Here is a 15760-nt window from a genome sequence, read left to right on the forward strand (position 1 = left end):
CCTTAGTCCTCGAAGTCTTCGATCGGCGGGCACGAGCACACGAGGTTCCTGTCACCGTGGGCGCCGTCGATACGGCGGACCGGCGGGAAGTACTTGTCGTGGCGCAGCGTCCGCAGCGGGAATGCAGCCAGTTCCCGGGAGTAGGCCTGCGACCACTCGTCACTGATGAGCGTCTGTGCGGTATGCGGTGCCTGGCGAAGCGGACTCTCCTCCAGCTGCCATTCGCCTGTTCCGACGCGGTCGATCTCGTGTCGGATGGCGATCATCGCCTCGACGAAACGGTCCAGTTCGCGCAGGTCCTCGGACTCCGTGGGCTCCACCATCAACGTGCCCGCTACCGGGAAGCTCAGCGTCGGGGCGTGGAAGCCGTAATCGATGAGGCGCTTGGCCACGTCTTCGGCTGTCACACCGGTCTTCGCGGTAAGTGCGCGAAGGTCCAGAATGCACTCGTGCGCCACGAGTCCGTTCTCACCCGAGTAGAGCACCGGGAAGTATTCATTGAGGCGGGCGGCGACGTAGTTCGCTGCAAGGAGCGCGGACTTCGTGGCTGCCGTCAGGCCCTCGCTTCCCATCAGCGCCACATAGGCCCAGGAAATCGGCAGTACGCCTGCTGAACCGAAGCGGGAGGCGGAGATAGGGACGCCGGCTGTGTTGCTGTTGTCTACACCAGCTGCGCTATTCGCATCTCCAGGCAGGAAGGGGGCAAGGTGCTCCGCCACTGCTACCGGCCCGACACCGGGACCTCCGCCGCCGTGCGGGATGCAGAACGTCTTGTGCAGGTTCAGGTGGGAAACATCACCACCGAACTCACCCGGCTTTGCTAGCCCGACCAGCGCGTTAAGGTTTGCGCCGTCGATGTAGACCTGACCGCCCGCGCCATGCACCTGGTCGCAGACCCAGCGGACGTCCTCCTCGAAAACGCCATGCGTGGACGGGTAGGTGATCATGATCGCGGACAGGGAATCCTTGTTCGCCTCGATCTCTGCCTGGAGATCATCGTGATCGATGTTGCCGTTTCCGGCTGTCTTGACCACAACCACCTTCATGCCGGCGAGCACAGCAGAGGCGGCGTTGGTGCCGTGTGCTGACGATGGGATGAGGCACACTGTGCGAGCCTCATCACCGCGTGAAAGATGGTACTTGCGGATGGCCAGCAGACCGGCGAGTTCGCCCTGGGAGCCGGCGTTCGGCTGAATCGACACCCTGGCGTAGCCGGTGATTTCAGCGAGACGGCCCTCCAGGTCATCAATCAGCTGGCGCCAGCCCTCGGTCTGGTGCTCGGGGGCGAACGGATGGATGGTTGCGAACTCGGGCCAGGAGATCGGTTCCATCTCAACCGTGGCGTTGAGCTTCATGGTGCAGGATCCCAACGGAATCATGGTGCGGTCCAGTGCCAGGTCGCGGTCCGAGAGACCGCGCAGGTAGCGCAGCATCTGGGTCTCTGAGCGGTGGAGGGAGAACACGGGATGGGTCATATAGGACGACGTCCGTTGCAGGTCAGCAGGGATTGCAGTCTCCGCGTCGGCTGACAGATTTACCCCGAAGATCTCGGCGATGGTTTCAAGGTGAGCGTCCGTGGTGGTCTCGTCACAGGAGATGCCGACGTGATCGGCATCGACCAACCGCAGGTTGATGCCGCGCTCCTCGGCCTTGCGGACAATGCTCTCGGACTGGCCCTCGACCTTCACGAGAAGGGTGTCGAAGAAGGACTCGTGGACCGTCCCTGGAACGGCTGCAGCGAGCCGCGCCGCCTTTCCATGGACACGTTCCGCGATCGCCTTCAGCCCGTCGGGACCGTGGTAAACGGCGTACATGCTGGCAACGATCGCGAGGAGCGCCTGAGCGGTACAGATGTTCGACGTAGCCTTCTCGCGGCGGATGTGCTGCTCACGTGTTTGCAGTGCAAGCCGGTAGGCGGGTGCGCCGTCGGAATCCTTCGACACCCCAACAAGGCGGCCGGGGAGCATGCGCTCCAGGCCCTTTCGAACGGCCATGTACGCAGCGTGCGGTCCGCCGAAGAACAGCGGCACACCGAAACGCTGGGCGGAGCCGACGGCGATATCCGCGCCCTGCTCCCCCGGAGGGGTGATCAGGGTCAGCGCTAGCAGGTCCGCTGCGACCGTCACCAGGGCGCCGCCGTCGTGCGCTTTCGCGACCATGTCCGTGTGGTTGCGGAGCGTGCCGGATGTCCCGGGCTGCTGGAGGACGACGCCGTTGATGTCGCCGTCCGGCAATCCCTTTGAGAGGTCAGCGATCTCGATATCAAAGCCCAGCGCCTCAGCGCGGCCCTGCACGACGGCGATGGTCTGGGGGAGGCATTCCGCGTCCAGGATGGTTCGTCCCTTGTTCTTGCCGGAGCGACGCATCAGGAGGACGGCCTCGGCAACGGCCGATGCTTCATCGAGCAGGGAGGCGTTGGCGATGGGCAGCGCAGTGAGGTCCTGGACCATCGTCTGGAAGTTCAGCAGGGCTTCAAGACGGCCCTGGGAGATTTCCGGCTGGTAGGGCGTGTAGGCGGTGTACCAGGCGGGAGCCTCAAGCACATTGCGGCGGATGACAGGAGGGGTGACCGTGTCGTAGTAGCCCTGACCGATCATCTGCACGGCGGTCTTGTTCTTCGCGGCGATGCTGCGCAGTTCCGCCAGGACCTCCGACTCGCTCAGCGCAGACGGAATGTCCAGGCCCTCGTTGATACGGATGCTCGCCGGCACCGCAACATCGACGAGTTTGTCCAGGCTGGGGTAGCCCAAGACCTTGAGCATCTGCTCGGCGTCGTCCGAGCGGGGACCGATGTGGCGGTCGGAGAAAGTTGATTCCGTCTGGTGCGTCATGAGGAACTCCGTGAATCAGTGTGCGTGCAGGGCGCGCGGACAGGTGGGTGGGTTCCTCCCCGCTCTGTCTTGGACCTGAGAGATTCCGTGAACACAGGGTTCACCTTGCACCGTCGGTGAGCACAACCTATCTTCAGCTGCGCTACTTTCCAGAGTTGCCTTTCCGCTGCGGTGCTGGGCCTGAGAGATTCCTGGGGAGGGTTTGCTCCTACGGCGCCTGCCGGCTGTAGGTCAACGGCAGGACTCTCCCGCTGCGGGTCAAGGGCGTTTTATTACTGCGCTTTTCAGTTATGCGATCGTGATCAAGCTTACTCTTCGCTGAAATCGATCAGCAAAGGAGTGCGCTCACGATGACCTTCCCAACTGCGGCACCGGCAGCCCGAACACGTCCTTGAGTGCAAGTTTTGCCGCGTGATAACCGCCCATCCCGTGCACGCCCGGGCCGGGCGGGGTCGATGCTGAGCACAGATAGAGGCCCTTCCCCGGCATCCGCCAGGGGTGCGGCCCGAATGAGGGACGCGCCAGCAGCTGAGGGATGGTCACCGCGCCACCGCTGAAGTCACCGCCCACGTAATTGGCGTTGTACTGCTCAAGGTCAGCTGCAGTCATGACGTGTGAACGCACGACGACGTCGCGGAAGCCGGGCGCGAAACGTTCGATCTGCCGCACAATGGCCTCCGTCATGTCCCGCGTGGAACCGTTGGGCACGTGGCAGTAAGTCCACAGAACCTGCCGTCCGTGGGGTGCGCGGGAAGAATCGAACAGGGAAGGCTGCGAAACCAGCACGTACGGTTTTTCCGGATGGCGTCCGGCGGCCACGTCGGCTTCCGACGCCGCCACTTCAGCCCGGGTTCCGCCCGCATGAACTGTGCCGGCCGCTCGTACTTCCTCGTTTGCCCACGGCACCGGCCCCGAGAGGATGAAGTCAACCTTGCAGGCGCCGTCCCCGAAGCGGAACCGGTCCAGCATTGAGACGTAGCCCTGCGGGAGGCGATCGCCTGCCAGGCCGCCAACAGCACCGGGTGAGACATCGAGCAGGACTGCCTTTGCTCCGTCGAACTCGCCGACCGATTCAATCCGACGGGCAGTGTGGACGGCGCCGCCATGTGCCCGGATGTCATCCGCCATAGCGTTGACCAGTGCCTGGGATCCGCCAACCGGAATGGGCCATCCCACGGCATGCGCCAACGCTCCGAGGGTGAGCCCGGCACCTGCAGCCGCGAGTGTGGGCAGGGCAGCAACGGCATGTGCGGCAACTCCGGTAAACAATGCCGCCGCCTCTTCCGTCGAGAAGCGCAGGTTCCACAGGCCAGTCCCCTGCTCGAGCGTCCTTGAACCGAGCAGGGCGGCCGCGACTGGATGCCGCGGGACCCGCAGGAACTGGTTGAGCCCGGTATCGACCACCCCATCAATGTGCTGCACGAGCGGGCGCATCAGTCGCCGCCAGGCCTGTCCGTCCTTGTCCAGACCGAGCGCCGTACGCCCAAGATCGCGGTACGCGAGTCCAGCACGGCCATTGTCCAGCGGATTGGCGTACGACAGCTCGGGAACCACGAAGGGAATCCGTTCCCGGAGACCGAACTCCCGGAAGAAGGGTGACGCCAACGCCATCGGATGCACAGCCGAACAAATGTCATGCACGTGTTCCGGCTCAAGCAGCTCCATGGTGCGTGACCCGCCGCCGATAGCTCGTTCGGCCTCAAATATCTCCACGCTCAAGCCTGCACGTGCCATCACGACGCCGGCAGCCAGCCCATTGGGGCCGGCACCGACAATCGCGACGTCCGCCATGGCTAGCTCTTCCCTCCGGACCGGTGGGCGCGAAGCGTGGACACGGACGAGGCTGCTCGCATGAGCAACGCGCGACCTTTGGCCGGCGCCGTTCTGCGGAATGAGAGCAGTCCAGCCACCACCTTGTACTTACCCGGGTTCAGCGGGATGTCATAAGTTGTGGGGAGGTCCACAACGTTCTTGGAGAAGTTCCGCTTGAACGTGGTGACGTTGACCAGTTGTGGGTAGTTCTCACTCACAATCCCGGTAAGCCCGCAAGCGGTATTGCCGTCGGCTTTGAGCTGTTTGAACGCTTCCCACAGCAACAGATAAGGCGCAAACGTCTTCCGCGCATCGTGTGTGCTGCCCGCAAAGTAGTAGACCGAGTAGCCGCGGTATTCGGTAGTGATCAACCAACTCACAGCCCTGCTGTCCACGTAGGCGACCATGAGCCGAAGATGATCCCCCAGAGTTGAGAGCAGCAACTCGTAGTATTCGGGGCCGAAGCTGGAGAAGCCGTCGCGCTCCGCTGTTTCCTGCAGAATCGGGTACAGGTCCGCCCTGAATACCTCGACCCAGCGTGCCCGCTCGATGGTCCGGACCTCCACGCCTGACCGTTCCGCACGACGGATACTGTTCCGGGCATTCGGCCGGAAAGACTTGAAAATTGCATCCTCACCCGGCGTCAGGTCAACGACGATCTCGCGCTCATACCAGCCGTGCTCGATCGGTCCGGCTGCAGGAGGCAGCGGGTGCTTCACCTGCATGCGGACATAGAGGGGGTCTGTGCCCGGATCATCAGTGAACTGGTGCCGAACCGTGTGCATAAGACGGAGTTCAGCTTCCGCGGTACGGTCCGCGAACCATACGGGCCCGTTGATCGCGACCAGCGATTCTCGGAACCTGCGCCGCACCCGGAGGAAGCTCACCATCGCAGCCGGTGCGCCGTCGTCGTCGTCGTAGTAGGCCCACAATCCGTACGGTTCCCGGCCCAGACTGCGCTCGAAGTCCGCCCACTGCGGAGTCTGTTCGAGCGGAATGACGACATCGGGGCTTGCCGACGCCAACAGCTCGAATGCCTCTGGCGTTAGGCGCTCACTGCGGAAGACGGATTCTGTCACTGGGGGTCTTTCGGTGCGGTGATGGTGAGGTTTGGAGAGGACTCGCTCAACAGTACCGGAGCAGGCGCATGCCGGTCTGGAGCGCCATCGAAGGGGCCGCCTGCCGGATCGTCAATACCAATGCGCCGTGCGGGATCATATGTCGGTTCAAGTATATGTTGCGCAACCCGATACAACAGGTAACCGGTGGCCAGTAGCCGCGCCAAGATCGCGGCGACATAGTAGGGGGAGTCGATATTGTTCTCCACCACGCCTGACGACGCTTCACGGGCTACGTACATCCAGTACGCCCACCAGTGAAGTAGTTCAACAAGCTGCCAGGTACAAAGTATTCGCCAATCGACATACGAGAGCGCAACGAAGGGCAGCAACCACAGAGTGAGTGCGGGAGGGTAGTCGGGCAGGACCAGGACGAGTGCTCCGAGCAGCAGAAGAATCACTTGCGGAAGGCGTGGGCGTCGCGGTGCCCGCAGCACCAGCAGGCATATCAGGGCAACCAGCACCGCGAAAATGGTAAAAGCCAGGGTTGCTGTTGCTACCGGAGAGAGCACCGGCAGGCCGAGCCGCTGCGCAAGCAGGTCATAGCCCGCCCACAGCGAAGAGGAAATGCCGAGGCGAGCCGGATCGTATTCCCACGGCAGTGCCAGAATGCGTTCGGGCCCGAACGGCAGAACGGTGAGTACCCAGACGGCGATCAGCGAACCGCCGCTCAGCAGGGCACCCCTGAACCGGCCGGTCCGGATGGCCAACAGTATGACGGCAGCGAGGACCAGGAGCACGTGAACGCTGAACCCGGCGCCGAACCCGAGCAGGACGCCGGAGATCACATAGCGCTCCTGGGCAAACGCCCACACAGCCAGGACACTCAATAGGACGGACAGCAGCACCCAGCTTGAGGTTGCCGTCAGGATCGCGATCGGCGCCACCGCCACAAGCGCCGCATCCCAGGGTCGGCGACTCGCCAGTCGCATCACGGTAACAACAGTTCCAATCCACGCGGCAGCGATCAGTACAGCGTTCACGTCGAAATACTGCATCAGGGATTGCGTTTGGACTATGCCGTCCGCGGACGTCGGCACCAGTAGCGCGACCAGTCCCGCAAACACTCCAACGAGCAGCGGCCCATCAAAGGTGGACCCCTCCGCGAATGGGGACAAACCGCTTCCGAGACCCTGGAACTGGAAGGCCTCGGTCCAGTCTGAGTAGCAGCCCCGGTAGAACTGCGCGGGACGTGTCCATCCGTCGGTTCGGCACGGAGCCTTGATCAGCACCGCCAGGACAGCGGCGGCTGTGGTCATCAGGATCAGGACCCGCCCGACGGTGAAGACGGCCGGCCGCACCCTGCCCGGTGCAGCGTGCCTCCCAAGTGGCCCGCCGGCGACTTCCGCGGCATGCCTGAGCAAGGGGTCCCCGCGCGTAGGCACGGAGATGCTTGCGGGGCGGCGCTGACCCTGCTCTTGCTCCATGTCTCGAAAGCCTAGCCAACGGGCAGGACAATGGCGCCCTCTTCGTAGAAACCCACCTGTAATTCCGCACTCCGGAGGGCTTGAGGGAATGAGCAGGCAACAACGGGCGTTCGCAATAACAAGTAGACTGGGTAAGCTGTGGATTTCGCCGGAGGCAAAGGCAAACAAAGACCTCGGTCCGGGCGGTTATAAGTGCGCGTAAAGAGGAGAACAGTGGGAACTAACCCCATTCGGGTAGCAATCGTCGGTGTTGGCAACTGTGCAGCATCCCTGGTGCAGGGCGTGCAGTACTACAAGGATGCAGACGCTACGGCGACCATCCCCGGACTGATGCATGTGGAGTTCGGCAAGTACCACGTCAATGACGTGCAGTTTGTCACCGCGTTCGACGTCGATGGCAAGAAGGTCGGCCTGGACCTCGCCGACGCCATCGGCGCCAGCGAGAACAACACCATCAAGATCGCGGACGTGCCGCCCACCGGAGTGAAGGTCCAGCGCGGGCACACCCTCGATGGTCTGGGCAAGTATTACCGCGAGACCATCGTCGAATCCGATGCGGAGCCGATTGACGTCGTCGCTGAGCTCAAGGCATCACAGGTTGACGTAATGGTCTGCTACCTGCCAGTCGGCTCCGAAGCAGCAGCGAAGTTCTATGCGCAGTGCGCAATCGATGCGGGCGTCGCTTTTGTCAACGCACTTCCCGTTTTCATCGCAGGCACCAAGGAGTGGGCTGATAAGTTCACTGCAGCGGGTGTGCCGATTGTGGGTGACGACATCAAGAGCCAGATCGGCGCAACGATCACCCACCGCGTGATGGCCAAGCTGTTCGAAGACCGCGGAGTCACGCTGGACCGCACGTACCAGCTCAACGTCGGCGGCAACATGGACTTCAAGAACATGCTCGAGCGGGACCGCCTTGAGTCAAAAAAGATTTCCAAGACCCAGGCTGTCACCTCAAACGTAGAGGCCGAACTGCACGCCGACGACGTCCACATCGGACCGTCGGATTACGTCGCCTGGCTCGATGACCGCAAATGGGCGTTTGTGCGTCTCGAGGGCCGCAACTTCGGCGATGCACCGGTTTCCCTTGAGTACAAGCTCGAGGTGTGGGATTCCCCGAACTCTGCCGGTGTGATCATCGACGCCATCCGCGCCGCGAAGATTGCCGCAGACCGCGGCGTCGGCGGACCGATTCTCTCGGCGTCAAGCTATTTCATGAAGTCGCCGCCGGAGCAGTACAACGACGACATCGCCCGCGACAAAGTTGAAGCTTTCATTCGCGGCGAGGTCGAGCGCTAGAGCAGTTCCCCTCTGATGAAACGCCCCCGGTCCTACCGGGGGCGTTTTGTTGTGGGGAAGTGGCCTGTCCGACCGCTGGCGATCGCATCGCATGAGAGATTGTTGACATGAGCAATAGCCTTCCCGGTCTGGCGGTGTGTCTCGCCGGCGCTGCAATTTCCTGGCTGCTGAGCGGTCTACTTCCGGGAACCAGCCCGCTCTTGATCGCCATCCTCCTTGGAGCGGCCTGGGGGAACCTGTTGCCGGTGCCATCCCTGTTCTTCGAGGGGATCGGTGTTTCATCCAAAACCCTGTTGCGGGCGGGCATCGTACTGCTCGGACTTCAACTCTCACTCTCAGCAGTACTTGGGCTGGGCCCCGGTGTGCTCCTCCTTGTTTTTCTGTCAGTGGGTGTGACCTTCGCTGCCACACTGTGGATCGGAAAGCTCCTGGGCATCAGCTTTGCCCAGCGACTTCTCATCGCTTCAGGGTTCTCTATCTGCGGTGCGGCAGCGGTTGCAGCCACGGAGACCGCGGCCGGCGCCAAGAAGACGGAAGTCGCCACCGCCATCGGACTGGTGGTGCTCTTTGGGACCCTGATGATCCCCACGGTCCCCTTCCTGGGCGGGCTGCTGGGAATGCCGGAGAGGACCCTCGGCGTGTGGATCGGGGCATCGACCCATGAAGTGGCACAGGTTGTTGCCGCGGGCGGATCAGTGGGCAGCTCTGCTCTTGCTGTTGCCGTCACGGTGAAACTCGCCCGTGTCCTCACCCTGGCGCCGATCACCGCCGGAATAGCCCTGCGCATGCGCCGTGCCGAACCGGCTACAGGCGGCAAGATTCCTCCCGTGGTCCCGCTCTTTATTGTGGGGTTTGTCGGAGCGATGCTGTTGCGCACCTCGGATGTCCTCCCGCAAGGGGTCCTGGAACTGGCACAGATCCTGCAGACGCTGCTGCTGTCAGCGGCGATGTTCGCCCTGGGTCTGGGAGTCCACCTGAAAAGCCTGCTGCGCGTGGGCAAGCGCCCGGTGCTGCTCGGTTTGATTTCAACCCTGGTGATCCTCGCGGTATCCCTCGTCTGCTCGGTGGCCCTGCCACTGTCCTGAAGAAACGTGGCCTGCAGGCCTCACGCGGAACGTGTTCCACCCAGTCGGCGGATGCTGTGCGACGCCTGCGCCATCCCCACCAGGCCAAGGAGCAGTCGGCTGTATGCGCGGACACCCACTGCCACCGCGAGCACTGCCTGATCCCGGGACTGTGTGTCGAGGACTGTGCCCAGATCCTGCTGTGCCACCTGATCGGCCGCTCGTGCATATCCAAGTACGACGTCGGCGCTCACCGAAAGTCCCATTGTCTCCATTTCCCGGAGGATGATGTTGAGCAGCGCGCGCGCCTCAGAGGGTGCATCCGGCCAGCTCTGGGCTGCCAACAGCCCGTTCATAAGCGGGTGGTCCTGCACCGCTTCCGCAGGGGCACCCATCACCATCGCCTGGGTTTTGCCCAACAGCTCAAGGCGGGATACACCGGTATCCTCAATGAGTCCGATCAAGCCACGGATCTGATCGACACGAAGCCCGACGACTGACCGGAGACCCGAGATCAGCTCGAGGCGTTCAACGTGCCGGATGCTGTACTCGGCACGAGTGGGATGGATCTCGACCCCGCGCTGGAGCAGTCCTTCGCGAAGATAGAACTTGATGCTGGCGGCGCTTATGCCCGTTGACGCGCTCAGTTCCTTCAGCTGCACGAGGGTCCTCACTGGATAGTGGAAAGACGTCAACTATCCAGATATACATCGCAAGATAGTGGGTCTATCTTATAACCATGGACTGGAGCCCGCTCATAGCCGCCCACGTGGTCGCCGCGCTGTACGTCCTGGTGCTCGGGCCACTCAATATTTTCCGACGGCGACGCGACCGCACCCACAGGATCATTGGCTATACCTGGGTGAGCGCCATGTACTTCGTCTGCGTGAGCAGTTTCGGGATTGTGACCGACGGACATTTCAGCTGGCTTCACGGTCTCTCCGCCTTCACCATTATCACGGTGACGCTCGGCCTCGTCTCGGCGATCCGCCGCAACATCGTTGCTCACCGGGCCAACATGATCGGTAGCTACATCGGCATTGCAATCGCTTTTGTGTTCGCAGCCACGGCACCGGGGCGGGCAATACCGCTGCTGTTGGCTGATGACCCGGGCACCGCCGTCGTTGTTGCTGCGCTGGTGCTGCTCACAGTGGGCGGGCTTTACCTGGCGGTCCGGCCGAGAACGGTAGCGGCACCTGTCAAGGTGGTCCACACCGGCAAGGCGCCGGTTTAGTACCGTTGGGCGTGACCGGGGGCGGTTGGGGCGGCAGGATCGCCTCCGCGCGGCATCCGCCTACGTACTCTTCAGCAGGAAGCAATCACCCTCGCCTACTTGAGCGCGGCACGCAGGAACTACGCCGTGGCGTCCCGTGCTGCAACGAAGGCGGTGACGCACGCTTCCACGTCTTCGGCGCTGTGGGCTGCGGAGAGTTGCACACGGATGCGCGCGGCTCCCTTGGGGACAACCGGGTAGCTGAACGCGATCACGTAGACCCCGTGTTCGAGCATGCTGTCCGCCACTCTCGCCGCCAGCGCCGCATCACCGAACATAACCGGGATGATGGCATGCTCGCCGGCGAGCAGCTCAAATCCTTCCTCGCTCATCCGAGACCGGAACAGGGCCGCGTTCTCACCCAACCGTGCACGAAGCTCCGCACTGTTCTGGACCAGGTCCAGGGCCGTCAGGGTTGCCGCGACAATCGAGGGGGCCAGCGAGTTGGAGAAAAGATACGGCCGCGCCCGCTGCCGCAACAACTCGACGATCTCCGCCCGCCCGGACACGTACCCACCCGAGGCACCACCCAACGCCTTACCGAACGTCCCGGTATACAGATCCACCCGGTCAGACACGCCAGCATGCTCCGGTGTTCCCGCCCCCGTTGGCCCCATGAAACCCACAGCATGCGAATCATCGACCATCACCATGGCGTCATACCGCTCCGCCAAGTCACAGATCTCCTGCAACGGAGCAAGATACCCATCCATCGAGAAAACCCCATCAGTCACCACCAACCGACGGCGCGCACCAGAAGCCTCCTGCAGCTTCGCCTCAAGATCCGCCATATCCCGGTTCGCGTACCGGTACCGCGGCGCCTTACTGAGCCGGATCCCGTCAATGATCGAGGCGTGGTTCAACGCATCCGAGATGACAGCATCCTCAGCGTTCAACAGGGATTCGAACACCCCGCCGTTGGCATCGAAACACGACGAGAACAAGATGGTGTCCTCAGTCCCCAAAAACGCCGACACGCGCTTCTCGAGCTCAAGATGCAGATCCTGCGTCCCGCAGATGAAACGCACCGACGCCATCCCGAACCCGCGATCATCCAACGCACCCTTCGCAGCCTCGATAATCGCCGGATGATCCGCCAAACCAAGGTAGTTGTTGGCGCAGAAGTTCAACACCTGCGCCCCCTCCGCGCTGCCCAACGCCGCGCGGATCCTATTGGACTGCGGCGAAGAAATGGTCCGCTCATGCTTATACAAACCCGCATCCCGGATTTCCTGCAGCTCCGACTGCAGCTGATCCCGCACTGAAACAAACATTCGCAAACTCCCTCTAGATCGCCGACCAGTCAAGCACTACTTTGCCGCTGCGCCCATCACGGGCAATGCTGAAACCTTCCTGCCAGTCAGACGCCGGCAAAACGTCAGTGACCACACTCGCCACCGCATCACGCAACCGGTCATTGGACTGCAGCATCGCACTCATCGCGTACCACGTCTCGAACATCTCCCGCCCATACACACCCTTCAACGTGAGCATGTGCGTGACCACCTTCCCCCAGTCGATCGTGATGTCCTGGGACGGCAAGCCCAGCATTGCGATCCGCCCGCCGTGGTTCATGTTCTCGATCATCTCCGGCAACGCCGTGGGGTGCCCGGACATCTCCAGACCAATATCAAAACCCTCCACCATATGCAGCTCACGCTGCGCCTCGATGATCCGCATCCGGCTCACATCCACCGCCAAATCCACGCCGATGGACCGGGCAAGATCCAACCGCGGCTCCGACACGTCCGTGATTGCAATGTTGCGTGCACCGGCATGACGGGCAACAGCGATCGCCATCAAACCAATCGGACCAGCCCCCGTGATCAACACATCCTCACCCACCAACGGGAAACTCAACGCCGTATGAACCGCGTTACCGAACGGATCGAACACCGCACCCAACTCCGGTGTCACAGCATCGTGGTGAACCCACACATTGGTCTCCGGAATCACCACGAACTCAGCAAACGCACCATCACGCTGCACGCCCACACTGACCGTCCGGATACACATCTGCCGGCGCCCAGCACGGCAATTACGGCAAATACCACACACAATATGTCCCTCACCGGACACCCGGTCCCCCACCCGGACCTCACACACACCCTCACCGAGTTCCACAACCTCACCGTAGAACTCGTGCCCGGGAATCAGCGGCGCCTCGATAATCCCGGCCGCCCACGAATCCCACGACTCAATATGCAGATCCGTCCCGCAAATACCCGTGGTCAACACCCGGATCTTCACCTCACCCACGCCAGGCACCGGCTCCGGCCGATCCACGAACTCAAAACCAGCCCGAGCACCCGATTTATAAAGCGCCTTCACCCACAGTCCTTTCGTTTGTATCGCTGGACAATACTCAGAACAGTCCCACCGCGCCGCCGTCGTCATCCACGTTCATGCGCAGGGCACCTGGCTCCTTCGGCAGACCGGGCATGGTCATCACCGCTCCGGTGAGGGCGACAATGAAGCCCGCTCCGGTCTTCGGGATCAGGTCCCGTACATGGAGGGTGAAACCCTCGGGAGCGCCGAGCCGGGTGGCGTCGTCGGAAAACGAGTACTGCGTCTTGGCCATGCACACCGGAAGCTGATCCCACCCGTTTGCCTGGATCTCCTTGAGCCGGCGCAGGGCAGCAGCGGAGAATTCGACGTCGCATGCCCCATAAATCTCCTGCGCAATCGTGCGGATCTTCTCCTCCACAGGGAGTTCCAGTGGATACAGGTGCCGGAAGGAGCGAGGTGCTTCAAGCGCGGCCAGGACTTTCCCGGCGAGATCGTCACCGCCCGGGCCGCCGCCGCCCTCACCCCAGATATCCGCCACGGCCGCGCTGATACCCTCGGCAGCACACCACGACAACAGCCACTCGAGTTCCTCATCCGTATCAGTAACAAACTTGTTGACGGCCACCACGGGTGTGATGCCGAACTTCCGCACGTTCGCTACGTGGCGCCGAAGGTTCACGACTCCGCGCTTCACCGCGTCGACATCCGGCTCCCGCAGATTGTCCTTCGCCACACCACCGTGCATCTTCAAGGCACGGATGGTCGCAACCACTACGACGGCGTCAGGCGCCACATCCGCGGCCCGCGCCTTGATGTCCATGAACTTCTCGGCACCCAGATCTGCGCCGAACCCGGCCTCGGTTACCACGATGTCGGAAAGGCGCTGCGCTGTCTGGGTGGCGATGACCGAGTTGCAGCCGTGTGCGATATTGGCGAACGGTCCGCCGTGCACCAGCGCCGGCGTGCCGGCAATCGTCTGCACGAGATTCGGTTTCACGGCGTCCCTCAGCAGCAGTGTCAGCGCTCCCTCGACGCCGAGATCCGCAACGGTTACCGGCTTCCTGTCATAGGTATATCCGATGGTCATGCGCGCCAGCCGGTTCCGGAGATCGGCGAGATCAGTGGCGAGGCAGAAAGCGGCCATGACTTCGGACGCCACCGTGATGTCGAAACCGTCCTGGCGCGGAACTCCCTGCGTGGGCCCGCCCAGTCCGATCACCACGTCCCGCAAGCTGCGGTCATTGACGTCGAGCACGCGCTTGAAGGTGATCCTTCGCGGATCGATGTTGAGCGGGTTGCCCTGGTAGATGGAGTTATCCACCAGGGCCATGAGCGTGTTGTTTGCACTGGTGATCGCGTGGAAATCACCGGTGAAGTGAAGGTTGATGTCCTCCATCGGCAGCACCTGCGAATACCCGCCGCCGGTGGCTCCGCCCTTCATGCCCATGACCGGGCCAAGCGAGGGCTCGCGCAGCGCAACCATCACGCTCTGGCCGGCCCGCGCCAGCGAATCCGCAAGCCCTACCGTCAAGGTGGACTTTCCTTCACCCGCGGGAGTTGGACTCATGGCGCTGACCAGAACCACTTTCCCCGGCGCCTTCCCGGGGACGCGAGGCAACTGCGCGACGTCGATCTTTGCCTTGTACCGCCCGTGCAGTTCCAGCGCTTCAGCAGGAATACCCGCCGCTGCTGCGATGTCCTCGATGGGACGGATACGGGCCGCTCGTGCAATGTCGAGATCGGACACAGGGGCGTGGATAGACGTCATCGTCTGAAATCCCTCCGGGGTGCTGGCTGGACTATGGGCGGCTCGGGTGTGAGCTGCATCCAATCTACCAGCGCGCCCACGCGCGAGCGCGCCGCCGAAGAGGGGCTTTAGCCGAGTCCTGCGCGCTCCAGAACGTAGCTGGTCATCGGCTCATACAGACCGGGGCACAGATTGTCATCCAGCGGCACCGCGACCTCCAACTGCCCCTCAGCCTCGGAGACAAACAAGCCGGGGTCATTGCAGTCGGCGAAGCCGAGAGTCGGAATGCCAACTGATGCGGCATGCCCTGCCCAACCATGATCGGCCACGACCAGCTCGGGCGCGGGTGCGCCCTGGGATGCGAGAAGCTCAAGGCTGAGCCGCATCGGCTCCGGATAGTGGGTGTGGACGAGGCCGCCGTACTGATGCCAGGCCAGGACACCGAACAACTGCCGGATGTCACCGTCACGGAAGGGCTGGCCCTCGGGGACCTTGACGACGGTTGCGCCGCCCCGTTCAGCTGCAGCGGCGAGCGCAGCGTGAACGGGCAGCAACCCTGCGGGGTGGCCGGTCGCGAACAGAATCCGGCTGCCCGAGCGGACGGCCACGCCAAACCGGTCCGCGAACCGGTCGAGTGCTGCGACGCACTTGTGCGCGTCGATGGTGTCCTGACCCTCGAGATGATCCCGGTCGGCGCTGGTGCCGACGCGCTCGTGCATCACGTCAAACACCTCATCAAGGCTCCAGGTGCGGGTAAGCCGCACACCAAACTCGAGGTGCTCGTTTCCATCGAGGAACAGCTGCATGTGCCGCAGGTTGTCCTGCCGCGGTGTGGCAACCTTCCCGGTAATACCTACTGAGTCGAGATAGCTGGCGAGTTCGGCGGCTGCATTCACCCGT

Annotated in this window: 12 protein-coding genes and 2 riboswitches; of the genes, 3 read left to right on the plus strand and 9 right to left on the minus strand. The window is 62.8% G+C overall.

The genetic code is table 11. The features are described from left to right. Window positions 1-2: 2 nt before the first annotated feature. The 4 genes from gcvP to ACZ2GY_RS17150 form a co-directional block, all read right to left on the minus strand. Window positions 3-2831: an aminomethyl-transferring glycine dehydrogenase gene (gene gcvP, locus ACZ2GY_RS17135; RefSeq protein ID WP_471672606.1), complete on the minus strand. Its 2829-nt coding sequence runs from the start codon at window positions 2829-2831 to the stop codon at window positions 3-5. A 54-nt stretch (window positions 2832-2885) separates the two neighbouring features. Then, window positions 2886-2989: riboswitch (glycine riboswitch) on the minus strand. A gap of 1 nt (window position 2990) precedes the next feature. Then, a riboswitch (glycine riboswitch) is annotated at window positions 2991-3092 on the minus strand. A gap of 84 nt (window positions 3093-3176) precedes the next feature. Further along, window positions 3177-4622: a phytoene desaturase family protein gene (locus tag ACZ2GY_RS17140; protein WP_277358519.1), complete on the minus strand. Its 1446-nt coding sequence runs from the start codon at window positions 4620-4622 to the stop codon at window positions 3177-3179. 2 nt (window positions 4623-4624) lie between these two features. After that, window positions 4625-5722: a lipid II:glycine glycyltransferase FemX gene (locus tag ACZ2GY_RS17145; protein WP_471672607.1), complete on the minus strand. Its 1098-nt coding sequence runs from the start codon at window positions 5720-5722 to the stop codon at window positions 4625-4627. Further along, window positions 5719-7188: a hypothetical protein gene (locus tag ACZ2GY_RS17150; RefSeq protein ID WP_471672608.1), complete on the minus strand. Its 1470-nt coding sequence runs from the start codon at window positions 7186-7188 to the stop codon at window positions 5719-5721. The genes ACZ2GY_RS17145 and ACZ2GY_RS17150 overlap by 4 nt, the downstream gene beginning before the upstream one ends. 213 nt (window positions 7189-7401) lie before the next feature. Here ACZ2GY_RS17150 and ACZ2GY_RS17155 point away from each other — a divergent pair, with 213 nt between their 5' ends. Together ACZ2GY_RS17155 and ACZ2GY_RS17160 are read left to right on the plus strand one after the other, a co-directional pair. Next, the gene (locus tag ACZ2GY_RS17155) at window positions 7402-8487 is read left to right on the plus strand and encodes an inositol-3-phosphate synthase (protein ID WP_056545557.1); all 1086 of its coding nucleotides are present in this window, start codon (window positions 7402-7404) and stop codon (window positions 8485-8487) included. A gap of 107 nt (window positions 8488-8594) precedes the next feature. After that, complete coding sequence (locus ACZ2GY_RS17160; protein WP_277358516.1) at window positions 8595-9572, plus strand: YeiH family protein; 978 nt, start codon at window positions 8595-8597, stop codon at window positions 9570-9572. Window positions 9573-9592: 20 nt separating this feature from the next. Here ACZ2GY_RS17160 and ACZ2GY_RS17165 read toward each other — a convergent pair whose 3' ends face one another. Further along, window positions 9593-10213 carry a MerR family transcriptional regulator gene (locus ACZ2GY_RS17165; protein WP_277358515.1) on the minus strand — a complete coding sequence of 207 codons (621 nt, stop codon included), beginning with the start codon at window positions 10211-10213 and terminating at the stop codon, window positions 9593-9595. Window positions 10214-10290: 77 nt separating this feature from the next. Between ACZ2GY_RS17165 and ACZ2GY_RS17170 the strand changes: the two genes are divergently transcribed. Continuing rightward, on the plus strand, window positions 10291-10785 hold the full coding sequence (locus ACZ2GY_RS17170) for a DUF2306 domain-containing protein (protein ID WP_277358514.1): 495 nt from the start codon (window positions 10291-10293) through the stop codon (window positions 10783-10785). A gap of 119 nt (window positions 10786-10904) precedes the next feature. Here ACZ2GY_RS17170 and ACZ2GY_RS17175 read toward each other — a convergent pair whose 3' ends face one another. The 4 genes from ACZ2GY_RS17175 to ACZ2GY_RS17190 all read right to left on the minus strand — a co-directional run bounded on the left by ACZ2GY_RS17175 (window position 10905) and on the right by ACZ2GY_RS17190 (window position 15756). After that, a complete protein-coding gene (locus ACZ2GY_RS17175) occupies window positions 10905-12098 on the minus strand; it encodes a glycine C-acetyltransferase (protein WP_471672609.1) in 1194 nt (397 codons plus the stop codon). Between the two features lie 13 nt (window positions 12099-12111). Next, on the minus strand, window positions 12112-13155 hold the full coding sequence (tdh, locus tag ACZ2GY_RS17180; RefSeq protein WP_277358512.1) for an L-threonine 3-dehydrogenase: 1044 nt from the start codon (window positions 13153-13155) through the stop codon (window positions 12112-12114). Between the two features lie 34 nt (window positions 13156-13189). After that, window positions 13190-14881: a formate--tetrahydrofolate ligase gene (locus tag ACZ2GY_RS17185; protein ID WP_471672610.1), complete on the minus strand. Its 1692-nt coding sequence runs from the start codon at window positions 14879-14881 to the stop codon at window positions 13190-13192. 107 nt (window positions 14882-14988) lie between these two features. After that, on the minus strand, window positions 14989-15756 hold the full coding sequence (locus ACZ2GY_RS17190) for a phosphatase (RefSeq protein ID WP_471672611.1): 768 nt from the start codon (window positions 15754-15756) through the stop codon (window positions 14989-14991). Window positions 15757-15760 lie beyond the last annotated feature (4 nt).

Source organism: Arthrobacter sp. KKT183, from assembly GCF_055657625.1.

Excerpts from the sequence above, each read along its gene's own strand:
- ACZ2GY_RS17170 (WP_277358514.1), top strand. The coding sequence starts at position 10,291 with ATGGACTGGAGCCCGCTCATAGCCGCCCACGTGGTCGCCGCGCTGTAC.
- gcvP (WP_471672606.1), bottom strand. The coding sequence starts at position 2,831 with ATGACGCACCAGACGGAATCAACTTTCTCCGACCGCCACATCGGTCCC.
- ACZ2GY_RS17185 (WP_471672610.1), bottom strand. The coding sequence starts at position 14,881 with ATGACGTCTATCCACGCCCCTGTGTCCGATCTCGACATTGCACGAGCG.
- ACZ2GY_RS17150 (WP_471672608.1), bottom strand. The coding sequence starts at position 7,188 with ATGGAGCAAGAGCAGGGTCAGCGCCGCCCCGCAAGCATCTCCGTGCCT.
- ACZ2GY_RS17140 (WP_277358519.1), bottom strand. The coding sequence starts at position 4,622 with ATGGCGGACGTCGCGATTGTCGGTGCCGGCCCCAATGGGCTGGCTGCC.
- ACZ2GY_RS17175 (WP_471672609.1), bottom strand. The coding sequence starts at position 12,098 with ATGTTTGTTTCAGTGCGGGATCAGCTGCAGTCGGAGCTGCAGGAAATC.
- ACZ2GY_RS17160 (WP_277358516.1), top strand. The coding sequence starts at position 8,595 with ATGAGCAATAGCCTTCCCGGTCTGGCGGTGTGTCTCGCCGGCGCTGCA.